This window comes from Pseudogracilibacillus sp. SO30301A, assembly GCF_037072025.1.
In the GTDB taxonomy this organism is placed as follows: domain Bacteria; phylum Bacillota; class Bacilli; order Bacillales; family Amphibacillaceae; genus Pseudogracilibacillus.
In genome coordinates this window covers 38,761-45,313 of record NZ_JAXHDD010000033.1, presented here as the reverse complement: position 1 = coordinate 45,313, position 6,553 = coordinate 38,761, and the positions used below count along the sequence as shown (strand labels likewise).

8 protein-coding genes and 1 pseudogene are annotated in these 6,553 nt (G+C 33.8%); 2 read left to right on the top strand and 7 right to left on the bottom strand.

Features of this window, described 5'->3' with window-relative positions; genetic code table 11:
* Positions 1–442: MurR/RpiR family transcriptional regulator (locus SPD89_RS15115; protein WP_336262783.1), on the top strand; the 442-nt coding region annotated here is incomplete at its 5' end.
* Between the two features lie 119 nt (positions 443–561).
* On the opposite strand, the gene SPD89_RS15110 is transcribed toward SPD89_RS15115, so the two are convergent.
* The 3 genes from SPD89_RS15110 to solA form a co-directional block, all read right to left on the bottom strand.
* The gene (locus SPD89_RS15110; RefSeq protein WP_336262782.1) at positions 562–1,194 is read right to left on the bottom strand and encodes a hydantoinase/oxoprolinase family protein; all 633 of its coding nucleotides are present in this window, start codon (positions 1,192–1,194) and stop codon (positions 562–564) included.
* 196 nt (positions 1,195–1,390) lie between these two features.
* The gene (locus tag SPD89_RS15105) at positions 1,391–2,188 is read right to left on the bottom strand and encodes an SDR family NAD(P)-dependent oxidoreductase (protein ID WP_336262781.1); all 798 of its coding nucleotides are present in this window, start codon (positions 2,186–2,188) and stop codon (positions 1,391–1,393) included.
* 14 nt (positions 2,189–2,202) lie between these two features.
* Positions 2,203–3,330 carry an N-methyl-L-tryptophan oxidase gene (gene solA, locus SPD89_RS15100; protein ID WP_336262780.1) on the bottom strand — a complete coding sequence of 376 codons (1,128 nt, stop codon included), beginning with the start codon at positions 3,328–3,330 and terminating at the stop codon, positions 2,203–2,205.
* Between the two features lie 556 nt (positions 3,331–3,886).
* On the opposite strand from solA, the gene SPD89_RS15095 reads away from it, so the two are divergent.
* A complete protein-coding gene (locus SPD89_RS15095) occupies positions 3,887–4,174 on the top strand; it encodes a hypothetical protein (RefSeq protein ID WP_336262779.1) in 288 nt (95 codons plus the stop codon).
* A gap of 556 nt (positions 4,175–4,730) precedes the next feature.
* Here SPD89_RS15095 and SPD89_RS15090 read toward each other — a convergent pair.
* From SPD89_RS15090 to SPD89_RS15080, 4 genes and pseudogenes are all read right to left on the bottom strand, one after another.
* The gene (locus SPD89_RS15090) at positions 4,731–5,099 is read right to left on the bottom strand and encodes an enolase C-terminal domain-like protein (RefSeq protein ID WP_336262784.1); all 369 of its coding nucleotides are present in this window, start codon (positions 5,097–5,099) and stop codon (positions 4,731–4,733) included.
* Between the two features lie 44 nt (positions 5,100–5,143).
* A complete protein-coding gene (locus SPD89_RS23135) occupies positions 5,144–5,338 on the bottom strand; it encodes an enolase C-terminal domain-like protein (protein WP_442961177.1) in 195 nt (64 codons plus the stop codon).
* 41 nt (positions 5,339–5,379) lie between these two features.
* Positions 5,380–5,790 (bottom strand): hypothetical protein, encoded by a 411-nt coding sequence (locus tag SPD89_RS15085; protein ID WP_336262778.1) that lies wholly within the window; start codon positions 5,788–5,790, stop codon positions 5,380–5,382.
* Positions 5,791–5,899: 109 nt separating this feature from the next.
* A pseudogene (locus SPD89_RS15080) lies at positions 5,900–6,534 on the bottom strand (bifunctional 4-hydroxy-2-oxoglutarate aldolase/2-dehydro-3-deoxy-phosphogluconate aldolase).
* Between the last annotated feature and the right edge of the window lie 19 nt (positions 6,535–6,553).

The window sequence follows — 6,553 nt, the reverse complement described above, 5'->3', positions numbered from 1 at the left end:
AGGTTTTAGATCCAGCCTTTCAGTTGTCTATTTTATGTATTATAGATTGCATCGTTTATATCCAAATTGTGAATTACTGATGCCAGAAAGTGGAAATTTACCTGAAAAAATAATGGATTTGTCCGCAGACGATTTAATTATAGCATGTACTTTTTCAAGATATTCCAAAAATGTTATTGATTTTATAGAAGATGCTAAAAAGCAAAATGCGAAGGTTATATCATTTACCGATAGCTATTCTTCACCTGTTAAAACACATTCAGATATATTGTTACCGTGTTTAAATGACAGTACACCGTTCCACAATTCCGTTTTAAGTGCTATATTTGTTGCCGAATACCTGTTGCAGGAAATAGTAATTAAATACTCCAATAAAGTTAGTGACAGGTTAGACAAAATAGAATCAATTTTATCTAAAAAAGACTCTTTTTATGTAAAATAATTTATTTAAAATCCTCGAATACACCAAAAAAACTCCTTTATGATGGAAGGACAGGTTATTCATGTTAAATCCAATTCCAACATAAAGGATACCTGTTATGGATAATCCCAATACTAGTACTAGAAAATTGCAACCGTGCTTGTCCGTTCATACTCTTTATATTCAGGTAATACTTCAGAAGAAAGAGAAACAGAAAATTCAGGGTATTCTTTTTCAATTAGTTCTTGTATAGTATTCTCATGTTTGGTATTTGCATAAGCGTTTAGAAAACTAACGCATATCGATTCGACATTTTGTATTTTAAAATATTCTATAATATTTTTAGCTTCTTCAATATTTAAATCTTCTGTTATTTCTCCCAAATAATTAATTCTCTCCGTCATCTCCATCCTAAGCTCTCTAGGGATAAGCGGCTTTGGCTTTCTGACCTGAAAGTTATACAAGTCTGGACGATTTTGTCTTCCAATTTCTAACACATCTTTAAAGCCTTTAGTTGTGATTAGACCAGTTTTTGCACCTTTATGTTCTAACAATGCATTAGTTGCAACAGTAGTCCCATGTATAAAAAATGAAATTTCACTTTCAGATATTTGTGTATCCTTCAATAATTGCTCTACACCGCTTATAATAGCTTTTGAAGGATCTTCGGACGAAGATGGAACTTTTGTAACATGGGTATCTCCAGTTTGGTCATTAATTAAAACAATATCTGTAAAAGTACCACCCGTGTCTACAGCTAGTCTATAACTCATGTAAAAATATCCTCTCTTATAAAATATAGTTTGATAAAATATAATGTTGAAAAAATTGTGCCAACTTTATACCTTTCCGAAAATCGATTGTTATACCTTTAACAAAACCATTTTATTTGATTATTCCATTTACTTAGCGATCTTTTTTTGTTTCGTAAACGATACATTTGTATCAATTATGATAATAAATAACGCACTATAACACGCTTCCACCAGATATTTTTAAAGATTCACCAACAATATTTGTTGAAGCCTCTGTTAATAAAAAGGCAATTGTATTCGCAACTTCTTTTGGCTTTGTGATACGACCAGAGGGGATAGAATTTTCTATCGTTTTCAAATACTCTTCAAACGGAACCCCTTTCAATAATGCCTTTCTTTTAATTCCTTCCCTCCCCATTTTTGTATCAACATAACCGGGACAGACAGCATTAACTCTTATATTGGACTTTATAGCCTCTAAAGCCATCGATTGCGTAAAACCTATTAAAGCAAATTTACTTGCAGCATATGGTGTATTAGCAAAACTACCTCGAATTCCTGAAAGGGAACTAACATTGACAATATTACCTTCCCTTCTTTTTAGCATTTTTTTATACACCATCTGAGTAAGCATTAAGGTAGATATAAAGTTAATGTTCATTATATTGATAACATCATCTTTTTTTAATTTTTCAACTACATCCCCTGCTGAGATTGCAGCAGAATTAACCAATCCATATATATCCCCATGTTGTTTTTGACAAGATTCTATCAGTGACGTTCTTTCGCTGTCGTTTGTTAAATCAGCAACTTGTGTAAAAATTTTATTCGATTGTGTAATGGACAAAAGTTCTTCTTTAAGCTCTTTTAACACTATTTCATTTCTCCCCGTTAATGATATCGAGGCACCCATTGATGCTAATACCTTTGCAGTTTCGTATCCAATACCTCCTGTTGCTCCTGTGATTAGAATATGTTTACCATTCATAGATTCTTTTGAAAATATATCCATCAAATCCCCTCCATTTACTTTTTTTGAAAACGCAAAGGAGAAAGAGCATTTATATCAAAATTGTTTTTTTGATTTAATAAAATATCCTTTGCAATCTTGCCTATGGCAGGAGCCATTTTAAAGCCATGACCCGAAAACCCTCCTACAACAATTGCATTTGGAAAGTTCGGTATTCTTCCCACTAGTGAATGATTATCAATAGTATAAGCATCCATATATGCATTAACCCTTACTGGATCAGGATAAAGCCCATTAAAAAATTTCTTTATAATCATTACATTTTCACATATTTCCTCGGGTTCAACCGTGCGATTAATATTTTTAGCGTCTCCAAGCGGGATGCTATTACTAACTCCTACCTTCACCATACTGTTCTCAACAGTTGGACCTCCATAAAATTTATATTCTCCACTTGTTCTAGTGAAAATTGGAAACATTTTTGGCAGAAAATCTTCCGCATTATGAGGAGCAAACCAAGAAAGAATTATTTTTTTTGCTTCCACAATTGGACTAAACTCTGGAATAAGCTCCCTGATCCAAGGACCTGTCGCAATTAAAACTTGATTAACCTTGTATTCCTTTTCCCTAGTTTGTATAATAACTTTTTCGCCATCTTGTTCAACATTCGTTACAGGTGTATAAGAATTAACAGTTGCACCTAGTTCTTTTGCCCTTTCAACCGCCGATACCACCGCATACTCGGGTCTTAAAAAACCCGCTTCTTTGTCTAAGACCATAATTTCATTACGGTCTATTAGATGTTGCGGATATCTTTTTTTAGCATCGTTATAATCCAAAATTTCATGCTCAATATCATAATGCTTAGCACTTTTAATAACATTTTTCATAATGTCGTCGTCAGGATTTCCAATAGTTAGTCCTCCACTTAATGACAATAATTTATTTCCTGTTTCCTTTTCTAATTCACGCCATAAAAGTTTGGACTCTTTCAATAAAGGCACATACTGTTCTCCTTCTTTATACGCCGTTCTGAATAACCTTGACTCCCCTCCTGCCGCAGAACGATCATGACCAATCCCATACTGCTCAAATCCAATAATCGAAACATTTTGCTTTGCCAGCTGCCACATTGCCATACTCCCCATCGTTCCAAGTCCTATGATGCCTATATCCCATGTCATACTTAAACATCTCCCTACCTAATATTCATTATGCTCCCTAAAATTTTGACCTATTGTTCCTGGGCGCATTATTTTATTGCAATTTTCATGCCACTTATATATTAGCTATCTAAAAATATATCAAAAACATCTATAAACACAGTTTTAATTCCAAATGATTAACTAATAGCAGGTCTTAAAATTAAAATGGCAATTCAAATTAATTCCCATATACAAAACGCAATCCGTCTATTATTTGATACATTTTTCTCAATAACGATACTATTATTCTGTTATATGTTATAATATTAATTTATCAAATTTATTTAACAGGGATTTTTCTTAGTCCTTTGACTGAAATGATAGATTTTGAACACAAGATTATTGCGGAGAATTGAGTCACTTATGCGGAGTTTTGAGCCTGTAAATGCAGGAAAATGAGCAACTTTTTTTAGACTGGGGGTCAGCGCAATAAATAGAATAACCTCCTCTATAAAAATTGCATGCAATAAGAATGACACATTGTTATACAGAAGGTTTTTAATGGTTAATTGCCATGAGATTATAGAGCTGTGTTTTGAAGAGATCAATCAAGAAACAATCAGTTCTAGCACTGGCTACTCCAGGAATATGGTTGCTGAGGCTCGACAAACGTGCCAAAAAATATGGTTTGGAAAGTTTGAACGACACTATGATCAACCCATGGTTGGTGGCGTTTTTCTTTCCAAAGAAACAAGCCATTGAGAAAGGTTACTTCCCGGTTAATTGGGAGAAAGTGCCAAGGGCTATAGAAAACCTTGACCTTGTTGCATCATGGTACACAACAAAAGCATGTGAGGGTGGGAATGTTCCTTATGTCTACTAAACATTTTGTAAGAATTACGAGAAATATTTAAAAAGGTTAAAATTAACATTGCCAATTCGTAGAAAGCCAGGTGAATTCCTGGAGGTAGATTGGGCAGGTTCACACTTCAGTTCAACAGGTGAAATGATTCCAGTATATGTTCTAATTACGACATTGGCTTACAGTCAATTAAGTTACAAGGAAGCAGTTTAGATATGAATTCACCTAATTGGCTGATTGTCCATATCCATGAGCCACTATTTGCGAATAGTAGGACTAGTGGATGCAGAGGGAGATGCCATTGGCCTACTACTAATGGAGAAAGATCTTACAGCCATTAGAACAGATTCATACTATTCTAATGGCTTCATGCCATAATCCATATCCTCCTTCCCACACTAATTGAATGGCCTTGGAGTTTCCAAATTCCTCCAGTAATTTAGATTCTTTTCAGGATCTGGGGTGTACTTCACCAAGATTAGTAGATAACAAGTGCAACATCTAATATACAATTCAGATATTACTCTGTATACATAAATTTCAAATTGATTGCTTCTACTCAGAATTACATCTAGGTTTAAATAAATATTTCCTTTGAATATTTACGTATTATTTCTTCATTAACTTCTACCCCAATACCAGGCCTATTTGGAATTGGAATCTTTCCGTCTACCATTTTTATTTGATTGTATATCAAGTCTTCTCTAAAAGGATGATCAGACTGATCATATTCTAACATAATTTCCATTGGATTCATTGATTGTGGTGTAAATGGTAAATTCGCAATAAACTGTAACGAGGCAGCTAAACCAATACCTGAACCCCAAACATGCGGTATCAATGGCGTATTCCATGAATGAGCCAAATTAGAAATCTTCTTACATTCTGTAAACCCACCTGATGACATTAAATCTGGTTGGATTATATCCAAAGCACCATTGGCAATCCAATTACGATACCCTATTTTTCCAAATATATTTTCACCTGAAGCTATATAGTGCTACTTAGGTTTCTTATCTGGGTATAACCTTCCATATCTTCTGGAGCTAATAGTTCTTCAAAGAAATGGACGTTAAGTAATTCGCTTTTTTTAATCAATCTTCTTAACTCTGGAACATTGTACGCACAATTTGCATCTGCCATAATAAGGATATTGGGATCCACTGTTTCTCTAATTGCTTCTATATATGCAATGTCCTCTTCGACACCAAAACCTATCTTTAATTTTAATGCTTTAAATCCTTTTCAATATGAGATTTTGCTTCTTCTATACCAACCTCAATATGGTTATTATTTTTATACCTATAAAGTCCTGTTGCGTATGGTACAACTTCTTTACGAAACTGACCTCCTATCAAATGTGAGATTGGTTTATTTAAATCTTTTCCGATAATATCCCACAATGCAATATCTACACCGCTAATAGCGTTTATCGCCGCTCCATATTGGTCAAAATGTCTAGACTTATTGTACATATCTTCCCAAAGGACCTCAACATCGTAAGGGTTTTTTCCGATTAAATGTGGCTCAAAACAGTATTTAATAAATGTGGCTGCTATTTCTGGCGGTTGCTGTCCATGGCATAAAGACTCGCCCCATCCAATCAATCCTTCATCAGTTTCAATTTCTACAATCAAGGAATTTCTTGATTCTACAAAACCTTGGGAGAAATAAAAACTTTTTTCTAAAGGAGTGGTTATAACATGCGGAGTTACTTTAATTATTTCAAAAAATCACCTACTAAAATTATTCATTATCTTTCACCGTCAACTTATACTGCTTGACTAGGGCCTCGAATTTATCCCATTCATTTTTATTCAACCAATCTTCATTTAAAAGCAATCCACCTATTCCTGTCGCCATTACACCAGCATCAAGATACTCATTAATATTTTCTAAATTTATCCCACCTGTTACGATTAACGGTATATTCGGGAGTGGAGCTTTAATATTTTTTATATAAGAAGGATCCAAATTTGAAGCTGGAAATATCTTAAGTGCATTTGCACCTTTTTCATAAGCCTTATATATCTCACTCGGCGTCATTACACCCGGGATCACTACAACGTTATCATGTATACAGGCTGCAATAACTTCTTCATTTAAGTAAGGGAAAATATAAAGTCTGCCTTAGCTTTTTTAGCCAACTTTGCGTCCTCCACACTCAAGATTGTTCCTGCACCAATTATAATACTATCACCGTAATATTCTTTTAATCTATTTATAATATTAGATGCATCTAATGAATCTATTGTTATTTCCACAACTCTAATTTCGTTTCTAATAAAGATTTCAATGATTTTATCGATCTTAGCTGGATCTATCTTTCTTAAAATAGGAATTATTTTTGATTCAGATATTTTTTTTAATATGTTTTCCATATTACCGCTGTGCTAATTT

Excerpts from the sequence above, each read along its gene's own strand:
- SPD89_RS15105 (WP_336262781.1), bottom strand. The coding sequence starts at position 2,188 with ATGGATATATTTTCAAAAGAATCTATGAATGGTAAACATATTCTAATC.
- solA (WP_336262780.1), bottom strand. The coding sequence starts at position 3,330 with ATGACATGGGATATAGGCATCATAGGACTTGGAACGATGGGGAGTATG.
- SPD89_RS15110 (WP_336262782.1), bottom strand. The coding sequence starts at position 1,194 with ATGAGTTATAGACTAGCTGTAGACACGGGTGGTACTTTTACAGATATT.